The following is a 19968-nucleotide window of genomic DNA, read 5'->3' on the forward strand; positions in this document are numbered from 1 at the left end:
AATCGTTATGCAGATCGGTAGTGTGCTTTTGCTTTTCGTCGGCCTGGTGGTCGCCATTCTGTTCATGGGTTTCAAGGTGGTGCCCCAGGGCTTTGAATGGACCGTCGAGCGTTTCGGGCGCTACACCAACACGCTCAAGCCGGGGCTGAACGTCATCGTTCCGGTCATGGACCGCATCGGGCGCAAGATGAATGTGATGGAAAGCGTGCTGGATATTCCGCCACAGGAAGTCATCACCGCCGACAACGCCACGGTACAGATCGACGCCGTATGCTTCTTCCAGGTGGTCAACACGGCTCAGGCCGCCTACGAGGTGAACAACCTTGAGCACGCCATCCGTAACCTGCTGCAAACCAACATCCGTACGGTGCTCGGTTCGATGGAACTCGACGCCATGCTCAGCCAGCGTGACGGGATCAACGAAAAACTGCTGCGCACCGTCGATGAAGCGACCGCGCCGTGGGGCATCAAGATTACCCGCATCGAGATCAAGGACATCAGCCCGCCCGCCGACCTGATGGCAGCGATGTCGGGGCAGATGAAAGCCGAGCGGATCAAGCGTGCGCAAATTCTTGAGGCCGAAGGTCTGCGCGCCGCCGCGATCCTGACCGCCGAAGGCAAGAAGCAGGCGCAGATCCTCGAAGCCGAAGGCAGTCGCCAGGCCGCCTTCCTGGAGGCCGAAGCCCGCGAGCGGCAAGCCGCGGCAGAAGCCCAGGCAACCAAAGTGGTGTCCGAGGCGATCGCCAGCGGCAACGTACAGGCGGTCAACTACTTCGTGGCGCAGAAGTACATCGATGCGCTAGGCAAGTTGTCTTCGGCCAACAACAGCAAAGTGATCCTGATGCCGCTGGAGGCCAGTTCGATGATCGGCGCGGTGGGTGGCATTGGCGAAATCGTCAAGGCCACTTTCGATAACAAGAAAGCCTGAGGCGCGCCATGTGGGCATTTTTGCAGCACCTTTCGTTCTGGGACTGGTTGGCGCTGGGCACGGTGCTATTGATTCTTGAAGTGTTCGGCGCCGGCGGCTATCTGCTGTGGATCGGCATGGCGGCGGCAGCCGTGGGTGTCCTGACCTTTCTCCTGCCGGGCCTGTCCTGGGAATGGCAGTTTCTGTTGTTCGGCCTGCTGTCGATCGCCACCGCGTTGTACTGGTGGCGGCGTCAGCGCACGGCGAGGCGTCCGAGCGAACAGCCGCACCTGAATCTGCGTGGCCAGGAGCTGATCGGCAAGACCTTCGTGGTCCATGAAGCGATTGTCGACGGTCGCGGCAAAATCAAGGTGGCCGACGGCGTGTGGATGGCCCGTGGGCCGGACGCCGCCATTGGCAGCCGCGTACGGGTGGTCGGCCAGCAAGGCGCGATCCTGCTGGTCGAAGCGATGGATTAGGTAGCCACGGAACTCGATTGGGGGTTGGCAATCCAACCGCGTAGTCAACCCAGTGGAGTCACCCTGTCATGCGTTTCAAACTTGCTGTCGCTACCGTCGCGCTGCTGTCTTTGCCTGTCGGTTCGGCGATGGCCGATACTTTTTGGCGTAACGTTCTTACCTCCGGTGCAACCACCGGTTCGAGCTATCTGACATCCAAGGATCACAAGCTGGTCGTCGCGGCCCAGGACGACGCCAGCAGCTTCGTTGCCAGCGACGGCAGCATCCGCGGCCCGTACCTGGAAGCGGCCATGCAGAAAGTCCGCGCCGACAACCCGGGCCTGCAAGCCACGGACATGGAACTGGCGAACGCGATCCTGGCGAAGAACGCCGTGGCTTCGGAATAACAGTCGCGAACACCAAAATGCCGCTCACTCGAGCGGCATTTTTTTGCCCTGCGTACACAAATCCCATGTTCACCGAGCCTCCCACATTGGCGCAGCTTCGTCGCCAGTGACGGCGGGATCCGCGGTCCGTACCTGGAAGCGGCCATGCAGAAAGTCCGCACCGACAACCCGGGCCTGCAAGCCACGGACATGAAATTGGCGAATGCAATCCTGGCGAAGAACGCCGCTCTGAGCGTAATGCCAGTCAGTTAAGCAATTTCAGCCGCGACGCCCTTTGTAGCAGCTGCCGAGCCCGCGAGGCTGCGTTCGGCTGCGAAGCAGTCGTGAATCCAGCTAACGCGGCCTGCCTGACGTAGCGCAATGACTGACTTTACGACTGCTTCGCAGCCGAACGCAGCCTCGCGGGCTCGGCAGCTGCTACAGAGTACACAACCCCCCATGTTCACTGAGCCTCCCACAGGGGTTATGTACAGCCTGAAATGTCAGCGGTAGTCATCCACCGGCACACACGCACAAAACAGGTTCCGATCCCCATACACGTTGTCCACCCGGTTCACCACCGGCCAGTATTTGTGCGCCTTGGTGTGCGCGTCCGGCGTGACCGCTTGCACGATGCTGTACGGCCGTTCCCACACGCCGGTGATATCGGCCAACGTATGCGGAGCACCTTTCAACGGGTTTTCTTCAGCCGGCCAGTTACCGTTCTGCACCTCGTTGATTTCCGCGCGGATGCTCAGCATCGCCCCGATAAAGCGGTCCAGCTCCGCCTTCGATTCGCTTTCGGTCGGTTCGACCATCAGCGTCCCCGGCACCGGAAACGACATGGTCGGGGCATGGAAGCCATAGTCCATCAGACGCTTGGCCACGTCCTCCTCGGTGATGCCGGTCAACGCCTTGAGCGGCCGCAGATCGAGTATGCATTCGTGGGCCACCCGCTCGTTGCGCCCGGTGTAGAGCACCGGGAAAGCACCGGACAAATGCCGCGCCAGGTAATTCGCGGCCAGGATCGCCACTTCACTGGCGTCCGCCAGTTGCGGCCCCATCATCGCGATGTACATCCAGCTGATCGGCAGAATGCTTGCGCTGCCCCAGGGCGCTGCGCTGACGGCGCCATTTTGCGGGTGCGGCCCGTCGATCGGCACCACCGGATGGTTGGCCACGAACGGCGCCAGATGCGCCCGAACACCAATCGGCCCCATGCCGGGCCCACCGCCACCATGGGGTATGCAGAAGGTCTTGTGCAGGTTCATGTGCGAGACATCGGCGCCAATATCGGCCGGCCGCGCCAACCCGACCTGGGCGTTGAGGTTAGCGCCATCCATGTACACCTGACCGCCATGCTGGTGGATCACTTCACAGATTTCGCCGATGCCTTCCTCATACACCCCATGGGTCGAAGGGTAGGTCGCCATCAGGCAGGCGAGTTTGTCTGCCGCCTGCGCGGCTTTTTCCTTGAGGTCATCCAGATCGACGTTGCCCGCCTCGTCACACTCGACGATCACCACGCGCATCCCGGCCATTTGCGCCGACGCGGGATTGGTGCCGTGAGCCGACGAAGGAATCAGGCAGATATCGCGGCCGCCCTGTTGCCGGCTCTCATGGTATTTGCGGATCGCCAGCAGCCCGGCGTATTCGCCCTGGGCACCGGAGTTGGGCTGCATGCAGATCGCGTCGAAACCGGTGATCGCACACAACCAGCGCTCCAGCTCTTCGATCATCAGCCCATAACCGACGGCCTGTTCCTTGGGCACGAACGGGTGCAGGTTGGCGAACTGCGGCCAGGTAATCGGGATCATCTCGCTGGTGGCGTTGAGTTTCATGGTGCAGGAGCCCAGCGGGATCATCGATTGATTGAGCGCCAGGTCCTTGTTTTCAAGTTGCTTGAGGTAGCGCAACATCTCGGTTTCGCTGTGATGGGCGCTGAACACGGGATGGCGCAGATAAGGCGAAGTTCGCGCCAGCCTTTCGGGAATTCCGCCAGGCAAGACCTCGGCATCCAGGTCATCGATGCTGAGCCCGTGATCGGCCCCCAGGAACACGTCGAACAGCTTCGCCACGGTGCCTTCGTCGCAGGCCTCGTCGAGGCTCAGGCCCAGTTGGCCGCGCCCCAGAATCCGCAGGTTGATCTGCGCGGTCCGGGCACTTTCGATGATCGCGGTCTGCGTTCCGCCGACTTCCAGCGTCAGGGTGTCGAAGAAATGCCGGTTGACCCTGGTGACACCTTTTCGCTCAAGCCCGGCGGCAAGGATGCAGGTCAGCCGATGAACCCGCTGGGCAATCCGCTTGAGCCCTTCGGGGCCGTGGTAGACCGCATAGAAACTGGCGATATTGGCCAGCAGCACCTGGGCCGTGCAGATGTTGGAGTTGGCTTTCTCCCGGCGGATGTGTTGCTCGCGGGTTTGCAGGGCCATGCGCAGGGCGGTATTGCCCCGCGCGTCTTTCGAAACACCGATAATCCGCCCGGGAATCGCTCGCTTGTACTCATCGCGGCTGGCAAAAAATGCCGCGTGAGGCCCGCCATAGCCCATGGGCACGCCAAATCGCTGGGACGAGCCGAACACCACATCGGCCCCCAGTTCACCCGGCGGGGTCAGCAACAACAGGCTCAGCAAATCCGTGGCGACACAGGCGAGGGCCTGTTGCGCGTGCAGATGATCGATCAGCGGCCGCAGGTCGTGGATTTCACCGTGGGTGTCGGGGTATTGCAGCAGCGCGCCGAACACCTGGTGCTGCTTCAAGTTATCCACAGCGTCGACGATCAGCTCGAAGCCGAAACCTTCAGCGCGGGTCTGCACCACGGAGATGGTTTGCGGGTGGCAGTTCTCGTCGACAAAGAACAGGTTGCTTTTGGACTTGGCGACGCGCTTGGCCAGGGCCATGGCCTCTGCCGCGGCGGTGGCTTCATCGAGCAGTGAGGCGTTGGCCAGTTCCAGGCCGGTCAGGTCGATGGTCAGTTGCTGGAAGTTCAGCAGCGCCTCGAGCCGCCCTTGGGCGATCTCTGGCTGATAGGGGGTGTAGGCGGTATACCAGCCGGGATTTTCCAGCACATTACGCACAATGACGGCCGGTGTGAGGGTGCCGTGGTAACCCATGCCGATCAGGCTCGTCCAGACCTGGTTCTGCTCGGCATAACCGCGCAGCTTGGCCAATGCGGCCTCTTCATCGAGTGCCGGGGGCAGGTCCAGCGCCCGGTTGAGCCGGATGCCCGGCGGCACCGTCTGCTCGATCAATTCGACCCGACTGCCCAGGCCCAGGCTGTCGAGCATTGCCTGTTGCTCGGCGGCATCGGGCCCGAGGTGGCGGCGCAGAAAGGCATTGGGGTCGCGTAACTGGCTCAGGGACGGCAACTGGGACATGACGGGCTCTCTCTTGACTGGCGCTCAGCGTCGATGCAACACGGTCAAACCAGCATAGCAGTCGATCTCCCGGTGGATGGCGTGGCGCGCTCGAGCAATCCGGATCATCATGTCCGCCGCCTACCCAATATCCGCTGATCGGTGACTGTATCCATGAGCCAACTGCCTTTCCTGCCGTTTTCCAAACCCACCATCGATGAAGCCACGATTGCCGCAGTCGGCGATGTATTGCGCTCGGGCTGGATCACCAGCGGCCCCAAGGTCCAGGCCTTCGAAGCGCAACTTTCGGAGTATTTTGGCGGGCGCCCGGTACGCACCTTCAATTCCGGCACCTGCACCATGGAAATCGCCTTGCGTATTGCCGGGGTCGGGCCGGGCGATGAAGTGATCACCACGCCGATTTCCTGGGTGGCCACCGCCAACGTCATCCTGGAAGTCGGCGCCACCCCGGTGTTTGCCGACATCGACCCGATGACCCGCAATATCGATCTGGATCAACTGGAAGCGGCGATTACTCCGCGCACCAAGGCCATCATTCCGGTGTACCTCGCCGGATTGCCCGTGGACATGACGCGTCTGTACGCACTGGCGAAGAAGCACAACCTGCGGATCGTCGAGGATGCGGCCCAAGCATTGGGCTCCAACTGGAACGGCCAGCGCATTGGCTCGACCGGTGATTTCGTGTCCTTCAGTTTCCAGGCGAACAAAAACGTCACCTCCTCCGAAGGCGGTTGCCTGGTGCTGAATACGCCCGAAGAAGTACGACTGGCAGAGAAATACCGGCTGCAGGGCGTTACCCGCAACGGCTTCGATGGCCTGGACGTCGACGTGCTGGGTGGCAAGTTCAACATGACCGACGTCGCCGCGGCCATTGGCCTGGGGCAATTTGCTCATATCGAAGCCATCACCGCTCATCGCCGTGACCTGGCTCGGCACTATTTCGCCTGTTTTGGCGCGGATTTCGAAGCGCAGTACGGCGCGCAACTGCCGCCAGCGGATTTCGAGAACAGTAACTGGCATCTGTTCCAGTTGGTATTACCGGAGCGTAAGGATGGCAAGCCGGCGCGGGCGGCCTTCATGGAGCAGATGCAGGCATTGGGTGTCGGGATCGGCTATCACTACCCGCCGATTCACCTGTTGAGTCTGTACCGCGAGCACGGTTTCAAGGAAGGCATGTTCCCGATCGCTGAGCGGGTCGGTCGGCTGATTGTCTCGCTGCCGATGTTCACAGCGATGAGCAAAGCCGATGTCGAGCGGTCGGTGGCGGCGGTGAAAGCGGTTTTGCGGTCTTGACTGTAGGAGCTGCCGCAGGCTGCGATCTTTTGACTTTGATTTTAAAAACAACATCAAAAGATCGCAGCCTGCGGCAGCTCCTACAGGGGGCGAGCATTACTCGCCGATGGCGGCCTTGTAGCCGGCGGCATCCAGCAGTTTTTCCAACTCGGCCGGGTTGCTTGGCTTGAGTTTGAAGATCCACGCGCCGTACGGATCGGAGTTGAGCAGCTCAGGCGAAGCGCTCAGCTCTTCATTGACCGCAATCACTTCACCGGCAATCGGGGAGTAGATATCAGAAGCGGCCTTGACCGATTCAACGACACCAGCCTGATCTTCAGCGGCAAACACGTTACCGACTTCAGTCAGTTCGACGAACACCACATCACCCAGCGCTTCCTGCGCGTGATCGCTGATGCCCACGGTGACGGTGCCATCGGCTTCCAGACGTGCCCATTCGTGACTTTCGGCAAAACGCAGGTCGGCAGGGATATCGCTCATGTTCTGTGTCCTCAGGAAAAGGGTCGGCGGTCATGCCCGCCAGAAAAGATTAGATCAAGGTTTTGCCGTGGCGTACGAAGGTCGGTTTGACCACCCGGACCGGGTACCACTTGCCACGGATTTCCACTTCAGCGCGGTCGGCTGTTGCCATCGGCACGCGCGCCAGTGCAATCGACTTGCTTAGCGTAGGAGAGAAACTACCACTGGTGATCTCTCCTTCGCCAACATCGGCGATGCGGACCACCTGATGAGCGCGTAAAACACCGCGCTCCTCAAGGACCAGACCGACCAGTTTGTGCTGTACGCCGGCGGCCTGCTCGGCTTCCAGCGCCTTGCGCCCGATGAACTGCCGGGTGGCGGGTTCCCAGGCGATGGTCCAGGCCATATTGGAGGCCAAGGGGGAAATATCCTGCTGGATGTCCTGGCCGTAAAGGTTCATGCCGGCTTCGACCCGCAAGGTATCCCGCGCGCCGAGGCCGATGGGAGAAATCCCGGCTCCGACCAGATCGTTGAAAAAGCCTGGTGCCTGATCGGCCGGCAGAATGATTTCCAGGCCGTCTTCGCCGGTATAACCGGTGCGCGCGATGAACCAGTCACCATCGGACAGGCCTTCGAAAGGCTTGAGGAGCTGGATCAGGTTGCCGCGGGACTGGCTGACCAGTTCGGCAATTTTCTGCCGGGCGTGGGGGCCCTGGATGGCCAGCATCGCCAACTCGGAACGCTCGCGAAGTTGCACATCGAAGCCGTCGAGATGCGCTTGCATCCAGGCCATGTCCTGATCGCGGGTGGAGGCGTTGACCACCAGGCGATAACCCTCATCGAGACGGTAGACGATCATGTCGTCGACGATGCCGCCCTGCTCGTTGAGCATGGTGCTGTACAACGCACGGCCGGGGCTGTGCAGGCGTTCGACATCATTGGCCAGCAAATGCTGGAGCCAGGCTTTGGCCTGGGAGCCGCCGACGTCGATCACGGTCATGTGGGATACATCGAAGACACCGCAATCGCGGCGCACCTGATGGTGCTCCTCGACCTGCGATCCATAATGCAGAGGCATGTCCCAACCGCCAAAATCGACCATCTTCGCGCCGAGTGCGAGATGAAGGTCATACAGAGGCGTACGCTGTCCCATGGGTTTCTCCTTCCGGGCGTGGCGAAGGTGCGGGCAGGTGCTGCACGGACTGAAGGCCTTGAAACAAAGGGCCTTCAGCCGATTTCAGCTACCTGGTCTGTCAGACGGACCGCACCGAATGCCGCGCATTGTAGCCGCAAGGTGTAGGACTGACACCTAGCTGTTTCGATGTGCTGAGCGCCGGATCAATCCGATGACCGGTAACAGCCCGACCAGCACCAGGGTCAACGCCGGCAAAGACGCCCTCGCCCACTCGCCTTCGCTGGTCATTTCAAAGATTCGCACCGCCAGCGTGTCCCAGCCAAACGGGCGCATCAGCAGGGTCGCGGGCATTTCCTTGAGTACATCGACGAACACCAGCAGCGCGGCACTCAACGTGCCGGGTAGCAATAATGGTAGATACACTTTGAAAAACAGTCGTGGCCCACTGACGCCAAGGCTACGTGCCGCTTCGGGCAAAGATGGCCGTATACGCGCCAGACTGCTTTCCAGCGGCCCGTAGGCCACCGCAATGAAGCGCACCAGATAGGCCAGCAGCAACGCCGACAGACTGCCCAGCAGCAGCGGCTTGCCCGCGCCACCGAACCAGCCTGAGAGCGGGATCACCAGCTCGCGATCCAGGTAACTGAACGCCAGCATGATCGACACCGCCAGCACCGAACCGGGCAAGGCGTAGCCCAGGTTGGCCAGACTGATCCCGGAACGAATGACTCGGGTGGGTGCCAGTCGTCGGGCAAACGCCAGTAACAAGGCGACGCTGACGGTGATCAACGCCGCCATCGCCCCCAGGTACAAGGTATGGACAATCAACCCGGTGTAGCGCTCGTCGAGATCGAAGCGCCCGCGCAGCCAGAACCACACCACCAATTGCAGCATCGGGATAACGAAAGCGCAGGCAAACACCAGGCAGCACCACGTCGTGGCCGCCAGTGCCTTGAGGCCTCGCAGGTGATACAGCGCCTTGACCCGTGGTCGCTCATTGCTCGCCCGGTTGGCCCCGCGGGCACGCCGTTCGCCGTAGAGCACGAGCATCACCACCAGCAGCAACAGGCTGGCCAGTTGCGCGGCGGATGACAGGCTGAAAAAACCGTACCAGGTCTTGTAGATGGCCGTGGTAAAGGTGTCGAAGTTGAACACCGACACGGCGCCGAAGTCCGCCAGGGTTTCCATCAGCGCCAATGCCACGCCCGCACCAATGGCTGGCCGCGCCATGGGCAATGCCACCCGCCAGAACGCTTGCCAGGGCGATTGGCCAAGGACCCGCGCCGCTTCCATCAGGCCTTTGCCCTGGGCGAGGAAGGCGGTACGCGCCAGCAGATAGACATACGGATAGAAAACCAGCACCAGTACCGCAATCACGCCGCCCGTGGAGCGCACCCGCGGCAGGCGCAGACCTGTTCCGAACCACTCCCGCAACAGGGTTTGCACGGGGCCGGCAAAATCCAGCAGGCCGACGAAGACGAAGGCCAGCACATAGGCCGGGATCGCAAAGGGCAGCATCAGCGCCCAGTCCAGCCAGCGCCGGCCGGGGAATTCGCAAAGGCTGGTGAGCCAGGCCAGGCTGACACCCAGGACTGTCACGCCGACACCGACGCCTAGCACCAGGGTCAGGGTATTGCCCAGCAAACGCGGCATCTGCGTGTCCCAGAGATGGGACCAGATCTGTTGATCGATGGTTTGCCAGGAAAGCAGCAGGACGCTCAGGGGCAACAGGACCAGCGCAGCAATGGCGAAGACGACTGGATACCAGCGGCGTTGGGCGGGATGGGCCAAGGAAAATCTCTCGCGAAATTTTGAAGTGTAGAGAAAACGCAAAAAGACCGCAGCCTTCGGCAGCTCCTGCATTGGGTTGGTGATCACCCTGCAGGAGCTGCCGAAGGCTGCGATCTTTTGACCTTTAAAACAGCGGGCTCAGTTCCAGCCAGCCTTGTCCATCATGCGAATCGCTTCGGCCTGACGCTTGCCGGCGATTTCCACAGGCAAGGTATCGGCGATGAACTTGCCCCATGCGGCGACTTCAGCCGATGGCTGTACGGCCGGATTCGCCGGGAACTCCTGGTTCACGTCGGCAAAGATTTTCTGTGCTTCAGGGGTGGTCATCCACTCCACCAGGGCCTTGGCCGCTTCCGGGTGTGGCGCGTGTTGGGTCAGGCCGATACCCGACAGGTTGATGTGTACGCCACGGTCAGCCTGGTTCGGCCAGAACAATTTCACCGGCAGGTCTGGCTTCTGCTTGTGCAGGCGGCCGTAGTAGTAGGTGTTGACGATACCGACGTCGCACTGGCCGGCGTTGATCGCTTCCAGTACGGCGGTGTCATCGGAGAACACGTCAGTGGACAGGTTCTTGACCCAGCCCTTGAGGATTTCCTCGGTCTTGTCGGCACCGTGTACTTCGATCATGGTCGCGGTCAGGGACTGGTTGTAGACCTTCTTCGCCGTGCGCAGGCACAGGCGGCCTTCCCACTGCTTGTCGGCCAGCGCTTCGTAGGTGGTCAGTTCACCCGGCTTCACCCGATCAGTGGAGTAGGCAATGGTCCGCGCCCGCAGGCTCAGGCCGGTCCAGGCATGGGAGGCAGCCCGGTATTGCAGCGGAATGTTCGCGTCGATGGTTTTCGAGGTGAACGGCTGGAGAATGCCCATCTGCTCGGCTTGCCAGAGGTTGCCGGCATCGACGGTGAGCAGCAGGTCGGCCGGCGTATTCGCGCCCTCGGCCTTGAGCCGCTGCATCAGCGGCGCTTCCTTGTCGGTGATGAACTTCACCTTCACGCCGGTCTTGGCGGTGTAGGCATCGAAGACTGGCTTGATCAGCTCGTCGATTCGCGAGGAGTAGACCACCACCTCGTCAGCGGCCTGGGCGGCGGTGCTGCCGATCAGAGTCAAGGCCAGTGCAGTCAGTAGACGCTTCGTTGCCAACATGGGAGCGGTCTCTCGATTGAAAAATGAGAGCAAATGATAAGGACTCACATTTAGCTTCTCAATCGAAGCTGGCTGCGGAGGAGTTACCGGATGTTGCACCGCCTGGAATTTGTGGTGCTTGTGCTGACGCCTTCGCGGGCAAGCCCGCTCCCACAGTGGCCTGTGTGAAACATCAATTTTGTGTACACCAAAAACCTGTGGGAGCGGGCTTGCCCGCGAAGAGGCCAGTAGCCTCAACGCAGAAATCAGGGCTTGGCGAGTGCCGGCAAATCCCCGGTCAACCCCAGCGCCTCACGCACGAACAGCGCCTTGGCCTCGGGCATCTTCTCCACCATTTTCAACCCGGTATTACGCAACCAGCGCACCGGCAACGGATCGGCCTGAAACAAACGCTCGAAGCCTTCCATCGCCGCCATCAGCGCCAGGTTGTGAGGCATGCGCCGACGTTCGTAACGGCTGAGGACCTTCACATCCGCCAGGCGTTCGCCACGTGTTGCAGCTTGCAGCAACACTTCGGCCAGCACGGCGGCATCGAGGAATCCGAGATTCACCCCCTGCCCGGCCAACGGGTGAATGGTGTGGGCCGCGTCGCCGATCAATGCCAGGCCTTCAGCCACATAACGCTTGGCATGTCGCTGGCGCAGGGGCACACACAGGCGCGGGTCGCAGCTGAGCACTTCACCGAGTCGCCCCTCGAAGGCGCGCTCCAGCTCCTTGCAGAAACCCTGGTCATCCATCGCCATCAGGCGTTCGGCTTCGCCGGGCGTGGTCGACCAGACGATCGAACACCAATCCTGCTGGCCGTCGCGCTCCAGCGGCAGAAATGCCAACGGACCGTTGTCGGTGAAGCGCTGCCAGGCCGTCATCTGATGCGGCCTGGCGCAACGCACGCTGGTGACGATGGCATGGTGCAGATAATCCCATTCGCGGGTCGCCACACCAGCCAGGCGTCGCACTGCCGAGTTGGCGCCATCCGCCGCGATCACCAGCGGTGCGCGCAGGGTGCGGCCATCGGCCAGGGTCAGCAGCCAGTCATCGCCGGAGCGGCGCATCTGTTCCAGCCGTGCATTGGCCAGCAATCCCAGGTCACAGTCGTGCAAGCGGTCAAGCAAGGCATCCTGGACCACTCGGTTTTCGACGATATGCCCCAGGACCTCGGCGTGCACGCTGGCCGCCGAGAAGTGGATTTGCCCGGTGCCGCTGCCATCCCAGACCTGCATGTCGGTGTAGGCGCTGCTGCGCCGCCCGGCGATGCCGTCCCAGACGCCAAGGCGTTCGAGAATCCGCTGGCTGGCGGCCGACAAGGCACTCACGCGAGGCTCAAACGCGGCCTGAGCGTTGAAGGGTTTGACACTCATGGGGCTGCCGTCCAGCAGCAGGACTTCCAGCCCGCTGTTCTGCAACGCCAGCGCCAGGGCGCTGCCGACCATTCCGGCTCCGACAATCAGCAGATCTGCACGCATTTCCATGCTTTAAGCCTGTCTCTCTTGCGGCTTGAGCCGCACGTAAAGGGTTTTCCCGACCCGCGCCAAGGTGGCCGGCGCCGTCATGAATGTCGACCTGCAATTGCGGCAGGTATTTTTATCAATCGCACCTTGCAGAACCGGCGGATCAACCGGTTACGCATCTGGACGGGTACCCAGGCCCATCGCCTGCCGGGCAAACCAGCGTTTGGCCGGTGGCAGAAGGTCGAGCCCGAGCAAGCCGATATTGCGCCCCAGGGACACCAGCGGCTGGGTACTGCCGAACAGGCGCGTGACCTGATCGGAGAAGCCCACGGTGAGATCCTGATCGAGACGCTGGTGTTCGCGATAGGCTTGCAACGTGGCGAAATCGCCCAAGGGCTTTTCGCTGGCGAGCAAGGCATCGGCCAGAGCCTGGGCATCGCGCAGGGACAGGTTGAACCCTTGGCCCGCGATCGGATGCAGGCTGTGTGCCGCGTTGCCGAGAATCGCCAGATGCGGACGTACCTGTTCCTCGGCCTCGACCAGCGTCAGCGGATACAGATGCCGCGCACCGACCTGCTTCAATGTGCCGAGGCGATAACCGAACACACCCTGCAACTCGCTGAGGAAGCTGCGCTCATCGAGGGCCGCCAGACGTTGCGCGTCCATGCCCAGGCGGGTCCAGACCAGTGCGCAGCGGTTTTCCGGCAGCGGCAGCAACGCCATCGGGCCTTCGTCGGTGAAACGTTCGAAGGCCATGCCGTTGTGGGCTTCGCTCGGGGTGATGTTGGCGATCAGCGCACTCTGGTTGTACGGACGCTTGCGGATGCCGATCCCCAGCTGCTCGCGCAGGCCGGAGCGGCCGCCATCGGCGAGTACCGCAAGGTCGCACTCCAGGGTGGTTTCATCGTTGAGGGTCAGGCGATAGCCATCGGTCAGCGGCTCCATGCGGGTGACTTCCGCCGGGCAGCGCCAACTGATCACGTCCTTGTCCAGGCCTTGCCACAGGCATTGGCCGAGCCATGCGTTTTCAACGACATAACCCAGCGCTGGAACACCCTCCTCCATCGCCGACAACCGCGCCGTCGAGAACCGACCACGGTCGGAAACATGAATCTGCTTGATCGGCTCGGCGCGTCGCGAGACATCCTGCCAGACGCCCAGCCGTTGATAGATTTGCCGCGAGCCGAAGGACAACGCCGAAGAACGGGCATCGTAACTCGGTTGATAGCTGTCGCCAGGGGCGAACGGCTCGATCAGCACGATCTTCCAGCCCCGGGCCTTGGCCCCGGCCTGAAGCGCCAGCGCCAGGCTTGCACCGACCAGCCCGCCACCGATGATTGCCAGGTTGACTCGGCTCATGCTGCCTGTGTCCGCGCAGCGGCCATCAGGGCTTCGATCTCGGCGACGGATTTCGGCACGCCGCTCGTCAATATTTCACAGCCGGTTTTGGTGACCACTACGTCGTCCTCGATGCGCACGCCAATGCCGCGCCATTTCTTCGCAACACTCTGGTTGTTCGGGGCGATATAGATCCCCGGCTCCACGGTCAGCGCCATGCCGACTTCCAGCACGCGCCACTCGCCGCCGACCTTGTATTCGCCGACATCATGCACATCCATGCCCAGCCAATGGCCGGCGCGGTGCATGTAAAACGCCTTGTAGGCTTCGCTGGCGATCAGCTCGTCAACGTCGCCCCTCAGCAGACCCAGCTCGACCAGCCCGGCCGTGATGACCCGGACCGTTGCCTCGTGCGCCTGGTTCCAGTGCTTGTTCGGGGCGATTTCGGCAAAGGCGGCTTCCTGGGAAGCCAGCACCAATTCGTAAATCGCTTTCTGTTCCGCTGAATACTTGCCGCTGACCGGAAAGGTCCGGGTGATGTCGCTGGCGTAGCAGTCGATCTCGCAACCGGCATCGATCAGCACCAGATCCCCATCCTTGAGCTGCGCGTCATTCTGCTGGTAATGCAGGATGCAGCTGTTGCGCCCCGCCGCGACGATGGACCCGTAGGCCGGCATCTTCGCCCCGCCCTTGCGGAACTCGTAATCAAGCTCGGCTTCCAGGCTGAATTCGTGCAGCCCGGCGCGACAGGCTTGCATTGCCCGTACGTGCGCCTGGGCGGAAATCCGCGCCGCTTCGCGCATCACTTTCACTTCTGCCGCCGATTTATACAGGCGCATGTCGTGCAGCAGATGATCCAGGGCAACGAATTCGTTCGGCGGCTGGGCACCGAGGTTGGCCTTGGAGCGGATCACGTTGATCCACTCCATCAGGTGGCGGTCGAATTCGGGGTTGCTGCCCATGGCCGAATACACCCGGTCACGGCCTTCGATCAGGCCCGGCAGGATGTCGTCGATATCAGTGATCGGAAAGGCATCGTCGGCGCCGAAGTCGCGAATCGCGCCTTCCTGCCCGGCACGCAGGCCATCCCACAGCTCGCGTTCGGCGTTGCGTTCACGGCAGAACAGAATGTATTCGCCATGCACACGCCCCGGCATCAACACCAGCACGGCCTGGGGCTCGGGAAAACCGCTGAGGTACTGGAAGTCGCTGTCCTGGCGGTAGACGTGCTCGACGTCGCGGTTACGAATGGCCACCGCGGCGGCGGGCAGGATGGCGATGCTGTTGGGTTCCATCTGCGCCATCAGGGCCCTGCGGCGACGGCTGTATTCCGATTTCGGGATATGGATCATGGGCAGATGGTTTTCCCTGTCTTACGATCAGTGCAAAGACGGTTTGGCGGCGGCCGGCACATCTTTTTTGGTCTCGGAGAACAGCAGCAGCGGTGCGACGCGCAGGTATTCCATGACTTCCATGTAGTCGTTTTCGCCGTCGTCGGACTCTTCCAGGGCATCTTGCACCTGGGAAATGGCCGTCAGATCCTGCAGCACTTCGGTGGCCTCGGTGCTCAGGGCGCTGCTGTCACGGCAGTTCAAGCCGAAGCCGCTGAGGAAACCCTGGCACCACTGACCCAGTGCGGCGGCACGCTCGGTGAGTGGGGCGTCGTCGGTCGGCAACAGCAGGACGACGGTCACGTCATCGCCGGTGAGCTCGCCTTTTACCATCTCTTGCAGGCCGATCAGGGCGTTGCGAACGTTGTCCTGCGGCTCGCTTTCGAGGAGTTCGGCGGCGTCGATCAGCCAGCCTTCGGCGTCGAAACCGGCGCCGGCGCAGCTGCGGCCGAGCAACAGGCCGTGCAGTTCAGCAGGCGAGACGTTGTGACCGCTGGAAGTCAGCAGGGTGGCGAAGGCTTGGTACGGGGAATTCTGAATGGTCATGGGCAGCTAGGCGCCAGACGGCGCTATGTCTAGAATGAAGGCCTTGTATCCTACATCGACTACCCCTGTAGGAGCGAGCTTGCTCGCGATGAACCCGAGAACGCCGCGGGTTGTCAGGGACCCAGCGTTATCGTTGGCGACCATCGCGAGCAAGCTCGCTCCTACAGTCCGACACCCATCAGACAGTGAAGACAATGGAAGACACCGACCTGCAAGCGCTGATGGCCAGACTCGAGCTGCTGATTACCCGAGTCGAGCAACTTAAGAGTCAAAACGGACTCTTACTAGCTCAGGAAAAGACCTGGCGCGAGGAACGCGCGCACCTCATTGAAAAAAACGAAATCGCCCGGCGTAAGGTCGAATCGATGATTTCGCGCCTCAAGGCCCTGGAGCAAGACTCATGAGTTCAAGCAATAGCGTCACCGTGCAGATCCTCGACAAAGAGTATTCGATCATCTGCCCTCAGGAAGAGCGCAGTAATCTGGTCAGCGCCGCCCGTTATCTGGACGGCAAGATGCGTGAGATCCGCAGCAGCGGCAAAGTCATCGGCGCCGACCGTATCGCCGTGATGGCCGCGCTGAACATCACCCACGACCTGCTGCACAAGGAGGAACGCCCGGATATCCAGGCCAGCGGCTCGACCCGCGAACAGGTGCGTGACCTGCTCGACCGCGTCGATCTGGCACTCGCCACCGATCCGGACGTCACCAAAGGCTGATTCGCGCCGCCGCTTGCGGTATAATCCCCTCACTCCCTGGGGTGCTTGCCAGTTGGCGATGTCCCTGAGCCGATTTGCTATACCCTGGAGGTTGCACGTTGGGCTGGTGTGCATGTCCGCTAGACGGAAAGCCTTAAAGCCTACTGCATCTTCCACCTTGAACTTTCGGGTTCAAGGGCTAAGTCGACAGCGGCACATTCGGGGAGCCTGATTCCAGTCCAATGCCGGTTTTGATACCGGCATTGGCGTTTTTACGGGTACGCTTCACGTATCCGCATTGTTGAAGCCCGAATACATGACCGAACCTGCGCTGCTCCCCCGCCCGCAACTTCGACGCATGCTGCGCAAGGCCCGCCGCGCACTGACTCCCAGTCAGCAACGCCAGGCCGCTCGCGGATTGTACAAGCAATTGGCCCAGCAACCGCTGTTCCGCCGCGCCAGACACATCTCGCTCTACCTGCCCACCGACGGTGAAATCGATCCGCGCCTGTTGCTGCGCGCCGCACAACGCCGGGGCAAAGCCACCTATCTACCGGTGCTGAGCGCCTGGCCGCGAACCAAAATGGTGTTCCAGCGCATCCGACCCGGGGAAAAACTCAAACCCAACCGCTTCCGTATTCTCGAACCACGGGCCAACCTCGCCCGGCAGCGCAAGATCTGGGCACTGGATCTGGTGCTGTTGCCATTGGTGGGTTTTGACGATGTCGGCGGACGCCTGGGGATGGGCGGCGGCTTCTACGATCGCAGCCTGGCTTACCTGGCGCGACGAAATGACTGGCGCAAGCCGACGTTGTTGGGGCTGGCCCATGAATGTCAGAAAGTGGCGCGATTGGCTCAGGCGAGCTGGGATGTGCCGCTGCAAGGAACGGTGACAGACAAGGCCTGGTATTACGCAGGCTAGACGCCACTTCGATCAGTGGCGCCGAGGCAACAGGATCAGCGCTTGAAGGCGGTCGACTGTTGCTGCAATTGGGCGACTTCGACCGGCGCATCGGTCTTGTTGGCCCACAGGCTTTGGGCATAGCCGGTGGTCACGACGCCAAGGCCAAACAAAATGACCAAAATCCATAGTAAATCCGGTTTGCGTTTCATCGATTGCCCCCCAAAGGCACATCAACACGATGACAGCAGCGGTTTCCGTTTGTAGGCCGTGCAGCAGCGTCAAGCTCTAAAGGCCGGCATTTTGCGACAACGTGAACCGCTGCGCAAATGCTGACGTCAACCGACTGTCGGTTTGTCATAAAATCGTCGACAAGCTGCTCAATCACCACGCAAGGAGCAACAGACATGGCCTATTGGCTGATGAAGTCCGAGCCCGACGAACTCTCGATCAAGGGACTGGAAAAGCTCGGCAAAGCGCGCTGGGACGGGGTTCGCAACTATCAGGCACGCAATTTCCTGCGGGCCATGGCGGTGGGGGATGAGTTCTTTTTCTATCACTCCAGCTGCCCTGAGCCAGGCATCGCCGGAATCGGCAAGATTGTCGAAGCCGCGTATCCGGACCCGACGGCGCTGGAGCCGGAAAGTCATTACTACGACCCCAAGGCAACTGCGGACAAAAACGCCTGGAGCGCGATCGATGTCGCGCATGTCGAGACGTTTGCCCGGGTTCTGAAACTGGATTATCTGAAGCAGCAGACGGCGCTGGCGGAGTTGCCGCTGGTGCAGAAAGGTTCGCGGCTTTCGGTGATGCCGGTGACAGTGGAGCAGTGGGCGGCGGTGATTGCCTTAAAGCCTTGAGTCATTTATCGCCCGGACTGGCCTCTTCGCGAGCAAGCCCGCTCCCACATTGGAATGCATTTCAAATGTGGGAGCGGGCTTGCTCGCGAAGAGGCCGGTACAGGCGCCAGAAGCCTTACTGAATGATCAGGTTGTTGAACAACAAATCCTCAACCACCGGCTTACCGGTTTCATCGTTCATCACCTGCTGGGTCTGTTTCAGGGCTTCCTGACGCAGTTTTTCCTTGGCCTCGACGTTGTTCATCGTCTCGGTGGTCTGCTGGGCGAACAGCGCGACCAATTGATTGCGGATCAACGGCTCATTGGCCTTTACTGCCTTGGCGGCCTCGTCACCGGTCACCCGCAACGCCACATCGGCCTTGTAGACCTTCAGTTTCGGCGTGCCGTCCAACCCGTAGTTACCCACGAACGGCGGGCTCAGGGTGATGTAGCTGACCTTCGGAGCAGCATCTTCTTTGGCTTCTTCGGCCACCGCTGCCACAGGCAGAGACAGGGCCAGCATCAACATGATCCACGCTTTCAAAATTCGCTCCTTATCCGGTTTGCGGCCTGGCATAACGACCCGCCGCGCAAGCACAAGCTTATGGCTGACTATCAGGGCCGGGCATGCTCGTTGACCCATCGACCCACACACCTACACTTATCGGCCATCACTCCCAAAGGAATAGCCCTGATGAAAGCCGTGCTGTGCAAAGCCTTCGGCCCTGCCGAATCGCTGGTGCTGGAAGACGTCGCCAGTCCTGTCGCGAAGAAGAATGAAATCCTGCTGGACGTGCACGCTGCCGGGGTGAATTTCCCCGACACGTTGATCATCGAGGGCAAATACCAGTTCAAGCCGCCCTTCCCGTTTTCGCCGGGTGGTGAAGCGGCCGGCGTCGTCAGCGCCGTGGGTGAAAAAGTCAGCCACCTGAAAGTCGGTGATCGGGTCATGGCGCTGACCGGCTGGGGCAGCTTTGCCGAGCAGGTCGCTGTACCGGGCTACAACGTGCTGCCGATCCCGCCATCGATGGACTTCAACACCGCCGCCGCCTTCAGCATGACCTACGGCACCTCGATGCACGCCCTCAAGCAGCGCGGTAACCTGCAACCCGGTGAAACCCTGCTGGTGCTTGGCGCTTCCGGCGGTGTCGGCCTGGCGGCGGTGGAAATCGGCAAAGCCATGGGCGCCCGGGTGATCGCCGCAGCCAGCAGTGCAGAGAAACTCGCCGTGGCCAAGGCTGCCGGTGCCGACGAACTGATCAACTACAGCGAAACCAACCTCAAGGATGAAATCAAACGCCTGACCGACGGCCAGGGCGCCGACGTGATCTACGACCCGGTCGGCGGCGACCTGTTCGACCAGGCCATCCGCGCCATCGCCTGGAACGGCCGACTGCTGGTAGTCGGCTTTGCCAGCGGTCGCATCCCCGAACTGCCGGTCAACCTCGCGCTGCTTAAGGGCGCCGCAGTACTCGGCGTGTTCTGGGGCTCATTTGCCCAACGCCAGCCCCAGGACAACGCCGCGAACTTCCAGCAATTGTTTGGCTGGTTCGCTGAAGGCAAGCTGAAGCCGCTGGTGTCGCAGGTGTATCCATTGAGTAATGCGGCGCAAGCCATCAATGATCTTGGCCAGCGTAAAGCGGTCGGGAAAGTGGTGGTGCAGGTTCGCTGAGGCTGCTATTGCGGAGTGAATCGATAGCAGACTCACTCCGCAAACAAAGCGCAACAAGGTCAAGCTTTGAACCGACTATTCAACGACTCGGGAAGTGCATTTAAGTACGTGCCATCAGGATTCTTCTGACAAGTACCTATTGCTCGAGGAAACGCTCCGCCCTGCAACGCCCCCGAAAATCCGCAGG

Annotated in this window: 20 protein-coding genes, 1 other RNA gene and 1 pseudogene; 11 read left to right on the forward strand and 11 right to left on the reverse strand. The window is 61.3% G+C overall.

What is annotated here, in order from left to right; genetic code table 11:
* Positions 1 to 7: 7 nt before the first annotated feature.
* The 4 genes and pseudogenes from AC07W4_RS02515 to AC07W4_RS02530 form a co-directional block, all read left to right on the forward strand.
* On the forward strand, positions 8 to 928 hold the full coding sequence (locus tag AC07W4_RS02515; protein WP_008048722.1) for an SPFH domain-containing protein: 921 nt from the start codon (positions 8 to 10) through the stop codon (positions 926 to 928).
* Positions 929 to 936: 8 nt separating this feature from the next.
* The gene (locus tag AC07W4_RS02520) at positions 937 to 1386 is read left to right on the forward strand and encodes an NfeD family protein (protein ID WP_495031387.1); all 450 of its coding nucleotides are present in this window, start codon (positions 937 to 939) and stop codon (positions 1384 to 1386) included.
* Between the two features lie 68 nt (positions 1387 to 1454).
* Positions 1455 to 1772, forward strand: a complete 318-nt coding sequence (locus AC07W4_RS02525) for a DUF2388 domain-containing protein (protein ID WP_007978921.1) — start codon at positions 1455 to 1457, stop codon at positions 1770 to 1772.
* A 93-nt stretch (positions 1773 to 1865) separates the two neighbouring features.
* Positions 1866 to 2024 (forward strand): annotated as a pseudogene (locus AC07W4_RS02530) (DUF2388 domain-containing protein); the annotation flags it as partial.
* 230 nt (positions 2025 to 2254) lie between these two features.
* On the opposite strand, the gene gcvP reads toward AC07W4_RS02530, so the two are convergent.
* Positions 2255 to 5128: an aminomethyl-transferring glycine dehydrogenase gene (gcvP, locus tag AC07W4_RS02535; RefSeq protein ID WP_495031388.1), complete on the reverse strand. Its 2874-nt coding sequence runs from the start codon at positions 5126 to 5128 to the stop codon at positions 2255 to 2257.
* A gap of 153 nt (positions 5129 to 5281) precedes the next feature.
* Between gcvP and AC07W4_RS02540 the strand changes: the two genes are divergently transcribed.
* On the forward strand, positions 5282 to 6421 hold the full coding sequence (locus AC07W4_RS02540; RefSeq protein WP_495031389.1) for a DegT/DnrJ/EryC1/StrS family aminotransferase: 1140 nt from the start codon (positions 5282 to 5284) through the stop codon (positions 6419 to 6421).
* Between the two features lie 96 nt (positions 6422 to 6517).
* Here the strand turns inward: AC07W4_RS02540 and gcvH are convergent, their stop codons facing one another.
* The 8 genes from gcvH to AC07W4_RS02580 form a co-directional block, all read right to left on the reverse strand.
* The gene (gene gcvH, locus AC07W4_RS02545) at positions 6518 to 6901 is read right to left on the reverse strand and encodes a glycine cleavage system protein GcvH (protein WP_495031390.1); all 384 of its coding nucleotides are present in this window, start codon (positions 6899 to 6901) and stop codon (positions 6518 to 6520) included.
* A 49-nt stretch (positions 6902 to 6950) separates the two neighbouring features.
* Complete coding sequence (gene gcvT / locus AC07W4_RS02550; RefSeq protein WP_495031391.1) at positions 6951 to 8033, reverse strand: glycine cleavage system aminomethyltransferase GcvT; 1083 nt, start codon at positions 8031 to 8033, stop codon at positions 6951 to 6953.
* A 156-nt stretch (positions 8034 to 8189) separates the two neighbouring features.
* The gene (locus AC07W4_RS02555) at positions 8190 to 9806 is read right to left on the reverse strand and encodes an ABC transporter permease (protein WP_495031392.1); all 1617 of its coding nucleotides are present in this window, start codon (positions 9804 to 9806) and stop codon (positions 8190 to 8192) included.
* Positions 9807 to 9944: 138 nt separating this feature from the next.
* Positions 9945 to 10949 carry an extracellular solute-binding protein gene (locus AC07W4_RS02560; RefSeq protein ID WP_495031393.1) on the reverse strand — a complete coding sequence of 335 codons (1005 nt, stop codon included), beginning with the start codon at positions 10947 to 10949 and terminating at the stop codon, positions 9945 to 9947.
* A gap of 245 nt (positions 10950 to 11194) precedes the next feature.
* The gene (locus tag AC07W4_RS02565; RefSeq protein ID WP_495031470.1) at positions 11195 to 12412 is read right to left on the reverse strand and encodes a 2-octaprenyl-3-methyl-6-methoxy-1,4-benzoquinol hydroxylase; all 1218 of its coding nucleotides are present in this window, start codon (positions 12410 to 12412) and stop codon (positions 11195 to 11197) included.
* 156 nt (positions 12413 to 12568) lie between these two features.
* Positions 12569 to 13756, reverse strand: coding sequence for a 2-octaprenyl-6-methoxyphenyl hydroxylase (gene ubiH, locus AC07W4_RS02570; RefSeq protein ID WP_495031394.1), 1188 nt, complete (start codon positions 13754 to 13756; stop codon positions 12569 to 12571).
* Entirely contained in the window at positions 13753 to 15087 is a 1335-nt protein-coding gene (gene pepP / locus AC07W4_RS02575; RefSeq protein ID WP_495031395.1) for a Xaa-Pro aminopeptidase, read from the reverse strand. Before pepP ends, ubiH begins: the two co-directional genes overlap by 4 nt.
* Positions 15088 to 15114: 27 nt before the next feature.
* The gene (locus tag AC07W4_RS02580) at positions 15115 to 15672 is read right to left on the reverse strand and encodes a YecA/YgfB family protein (RefSeq protein ID WP_495031396.1); all 558 of its coding nucleotides are present in this window, start codon (positions 15670 to 15672) and stop codon (positions 15115 to 15117) included.
* Positions 15673 to 15866: 194 nt separating this feature from the next.
* Between AC07W4_RS02580 and AC07W4_RS02585 the strand changes: the two genes are divergently transcribed.
* The 4 genes from AC07W4_RS02585 to AC07W4_RS02600 all read left to right on the forward strand — a co-directional run bounded on the left by AC07W4_RS02585 (position 15867) and on the right by AC07W4_RS02600 (position 17291).
* Positions 15867 to 16076, forward strand: coding sequence for a TIGR02449 family protein (locus tag AC07W4_RS02585; RefSeq protein WP_007982902.1), 210 nt, complete (start codon positions 15867 to 15869; stop codon positions 16074 to 16076).
* Positions 16073 to 16390: a cell division protein ZapA gene (locus AC07W4_RS02590; RefSeq protein ID WP_007982900.1), complete on the forward strand. Its 318-nt coding sequence runs from the start codon at positions 16073 to 16075 to the stop codon at positions 16388 to 16390. Before AC07W4_RS02585 ends, AC07W4_RS02590 begins: the two co-directional genes overlap by 4 nt.
* 30 nt (positions 16391 to 16420) lie before the next feature.
* Positions 16421 to 16599: non-coding RNA, 6S RNA (gene ssrS / locus AC07W4_RS02595), on the forward strand.
* Between the two features lie 86 nt (positions 16600 to 16685).
* Positions 16686 to 17291, forward strand: coding sequence for a 5-formyltetrahydrofolate cyclo-ligase (locus tag AC07W4_RS02600; protein WP_008048703.1), 606 nt, complete (start codon positions 16686 to 16688; stop codon positions 17289 to 17291).
* Positions 17292 to 17326: 35 nt separating this feature from the next.
* Here AC07W4_RS02600 and AC07W4_RS02605 read toward each other — a convergent pair whose 3' ends face one another.
* Complete coding sequence (locus AC07W4_RS02605) at positions 17327 to 17482, reverse strand: hypothetical protein (RefSeq protein ID WP_008048702.1); 156 nt, start codon at positions 17480 to 17482, stop codon at positions 17327 to 17329.
* Positions 17483 to 17677: 195 nt separating this feature from the next.
* Here AC07W4_RS02605 and AC07W4_RS02610 point away from each other — a divergent pair, with 195 nt between their 5' ends.
* A complete protein-coding gene (locus AC07W4_RS02610) occupies positions 17678 to 18130 on the forward strand; it encodes an EVE domain-containing protein (RefSeq protein ID WP_495031397.1) in 453 nt (150 codons plus the stop codon).
* Positions 18131 to 18245: 115 nt separating this feature from the next.
* On the opposite strand, the gene AC07W4_RS02615 is transcribed toward AC07W4_RS02610, so the two are convergent.
* Positions 18246 to 18653 carry a flagellar basal body-associated protein FliL gene (locus AC07W4_RS02615; RefSeq protein WP_032829534.1) on the reverse strand — a complete coding sequence of 136 codons (408 nt, stop codon included), beginning with the start codon at positions 18651 to 18653 and terminating at the stop codon, positions 18246 to 18248.
* A 150-nt stretch (positions 18654 to 18803) separates the two neighbouring features.
* Between AC07W4_RS02615 and AC07W4_RS02620 the strand changes: the two genes are divergently transcribed.
* Positions 18804 to 19781, forward strand: a complete 978-nt coding sequence (locus AC07W4_RS02620) for an NADPH:quinone oxidoreductase family protein (RefSeq protein WP_008048697.1) — start codon at positions 18804 to 18806, stop codon at positions 19779 to 19781.
* Positions 19782 to 19968: the final 187 nt, after the last annotated feature.

Source organism: Pseudomonas sp. GW821-FHT02A08 (genome assembly GCF_059422045.1).

Coding starts and splice junctions, on each gene's coding strand:
- AC07W4_RS02515 (WP_008048722.1), top strand. CDS start 8: ATGCAGATCGGTAGTGTGCTTTTGCTTTTCGTCGGCCTGGTGGTCGCC.
- AC07W4_RS02520 (WP_495031387.1), top strand. CDS start 937: ATGTGGGCATTTTTGCAGCACCTTTCGTTCTGGGACTGGTTGGCGCTG.
- AC07W4_RS02525 (WP_007978921.1), top strand. CDS start 1,455: ATGCGTTTCAAACTTGCTGTCGCTACCGTCGCGCTGCTGTCTTTGCCT.
- gcvP (WP_495031388.1), bottom strand. CDS start 5,128: ATGTCCCAGTTGCCGTCCCTGAGCCAGTTACGCGACCCCAATGCCTTT.
- AC07W4_RS02540 (WP_495031389.1), top strand. CDS start 5,282: ATGAGCCAACTGCCTTTCCTGCCGTTTTCCAAACCCACCATCGATGAA.
- gcvH (WP_495031390.1), bottom strand. CDS start 6,901: ATGAGCGATATCCCTGCCGACCTGCGTTTTGCCGAAAGTCACGAATGG.
- gcvT (WP_495031391.1), bottom strand. CDS start 8,033: ATGGGACAGCGTACGCCTCTGTATGACCTTCATCTCGCACTCGGCGCG.
- AC07W4_RS02560 (WP_495031393.1), bottom strand. CDS start 10,949: ATGTTGGCAACGAAGCGTCTACTGACTGCACTGGCCTTGACTCTGATC.
- AC07W4_RS02565 (WP_495031470.1), bottom strand. CDS start 12,412: ATGCGTGCAGATCTGCTGATTGTCGGAGCCGGAATGGTCGGCAGCGCC.
- ubiH (WP_495031394.1), bottom strand. CDS start 13,756: ATGAGCCGAGTCAACCTGGCAATCATCGGTGGCGGGCTGGTCGGTGCA.
- pepP (WP_495031395.1), bottom strand. CDS start 15,087: ATGATCCATATCCCGAAATCGGAATACAGCCGTCGCCGCAGGGCCCTG.
- AC07W4_RS02580 (WP_495031396.1), bottom strand. CDS start 15,672: ATGACCATTCAGAATTCCCCGTACCAAGCCTTCGCCACCCTGCTGACT.
- AC07W4_RS02585 (WP_007982902.1), top strand. CDS start 15,867: ATGGAAGACACCGACCTGCAAGCGCTGATGGCCAGACTCGAGCTGCTG.
- AC07W4_RS02590 (WP_007982900.1), top strand. CDS start 16,073: ATGAGTTCAAGCAATAGCGTCACCGTGCAGATCCTCGACAAAGAGTAT.
- AC07W4_RS02600 (WP_008048703.1), top strand. CDS start 16,686: ATGACCGAACCTGCGCTGCTCCCCCGCCCGCAACTTCGACGCATGCTG.
- AC07W4_RS02605 (WP_008048702.1), bottom strand. CDS start 17,482: ATGAAACGCAAACCGGATTTACTATGGATTTTGGTCATTTTGTTTGGC.
- AC07W4_RS02610 (WP_495031397.1), top strand. CDS start 17,678: ATGGCCTATTGGCTGATGAAGTCCGAGCCCGACGAACTCTCGATCAAG.
- AC07W4_RS02620 (WP_008048697.1), top strand. CDS start 18,804: ATGAAAGCCGTGCTGTGCAAAGCCTTCGGCCCTGCCGAATCGCTGGTG.